1 rRNA gene is annotated in these 1,830 nt (G+C 53.8%); it reads right to left on the reverse strand.

The features are described 5' to 3' along the window. Positions 1 to 66: 66 nt before the first annotated feature. Positions 67 to 1,830: ribosomal RNA gene (locus AWB54_RS14900) — 23S ribosomal RNA — on the reverse strand; the annotation flags it as partial.

Here is a 1,830-nt window from a genome sequence, read left to right on the forward strand (position 1 = left end):
ATTGTCACCAGGAAATTTTATTGCTTTATCAAATTCTTTGGAAACTGCCGGGGAAAGAAAGTTCTTAAGGTCAAGACCTCGATCTATTAGTACCGGTCAGCTTAATGCATCACTACACTTACACACCCGGCCTATCAACCACCTGTTCTTGATGGGATCTTACCTCCTTAAGGAGTGGGAGAACTCATCTTGAGGTTGGCTTCGCGCTTAGATGCTTTCAGCGCTTATCCGTCCCAGACATAGCTACCCAGCGATGCCTCTGGCGAGACAACTGGTACACCAGCGGTCTGTCCATCCCGGTCCTCTCGTACTAGGGACAGATCCTCTCAATTCTCCTGCGCCTGCGATGGATAGGGACCGAACTGTCTCACGACGTTCTGAACCCAGCTCACGTACCACTTTAATGGGCGAACAGCCCAACCCTTGGGACCTTCTCCAGCCCCAGGATGTGATGAGCCGACATCGAGGTGCCAAACCTCCCCGTCGATGTGAACTCTTGGGGGAGATAAGCCTGTTATCCCCGGGGTAGCTTTTATCCGATGAGCGACGGCCCTTCCACTCGGTACCGCCGGATCACTAAGCCCGACTTTCGTCCCTGCTCGAGATGTCTCTCTCGCAGTCAAGCTCCCTTATGCCTTTACACTCTTCGCGCGATTTCCATCCGCGCTGAGGAAACCTTCGGGCGCCTCCGTTACTCTTTGGGAGGCGACCGCCCCAGTCAAACTGCCCGCCAGACACTGTCCCTGACCCGGATCACGGGCCCAGGTTAGAATCCCAGCAATTAAAGAGTGGTATCCCACCGTTGACTCCATGAGACCTGGCGACCTCACTTCTTAGTCTCCCACCTATCCTGTACATCAACTACCAAAATTCAATATCAAGCTGCAGTAAAGCTCCACGGGGTCTTTCTGTCCTATCGCAGGTAACCGGCATCTTCACCGGTATTACAATTTCACCGAGCCCCTCGTCGAGACAGTGCCCAGATCGTTACGCCTTTCGTGCGGGTCTGAACTTACCAGACAAGGAATTTCGCTACCTTAGGACCGTTATAGTTACGGCCGCCGTTCACCGGGGCTTCGGCTCAGTGCTTTGCTTGCGCTAACACTTCCTCTTAACCTTCCGGCACCGGGCAGGCGTCAGCCTCTATACTTCATCTTTCGATTTGGCAGAGACCTGTGTTTTTGTTAAACAGTCGCCTGGGCCTGATCACTGCGGCTCTCTCACGCTCATATATGTTAAACATACTCACGCTAATAGAGCACCCCTTCTCCCTAAGTTACGGGGTTATTTTGCCGAGTTCCTTAACGAGGGTTCTCTCGCGCGCCTTAGGATTCTCTCCTCACCTACCTGTGTCGGTTTTCGGTACGGGCACCTGTTGCCTTGCTAGAGGCTTTTCTTGGCAGTTTGGACTCAGTGACTTCGCTACTATGTTTCACTCCCCGTCACACCTCAGGCTTTTCAATGGGCGGATTTGCCTGCCCATTACCCTACGTGCTTGGACGCACTCTTCCATCCGTGCGCTTCACCTATCCTCCTGCGTCACCCCTTCGCTCAAGCGGCTTCAGGTGGCACTGGATTCTCAACCAGTTGTCCATCGCCTACGCCTTCCGGCCTCGGCTTAGGTCCCGGCTTACCCTGGGCGGACGAGCCTTCCCCAGGAAACCTCAGGTTTACGGCGGGCAGGATTCTCACCTGCCTTCTCGCTTACTCATGCCAGCATTCTCTCTTCCTAATAGTCCACTGCTCCTTTCGGTACAGCTTCTGCCCGTTAGGAATGCTCCCCTACCATAACGGAAGTCGGATGTCGGAAGTCGGAAGTCGGATTACTCT

It is taken from the genome of Syntrophomonas wolfei subsp. methylbutyratica, assembly GCF_001570625.1.
Classification (GTDB): Bacteria; Bacillota; Syntrophomonadia; order Syntrophomonadales; family Syntrophomonadaceae; genus Syntrophomonas; species Syntrophomonas methylbutyratica.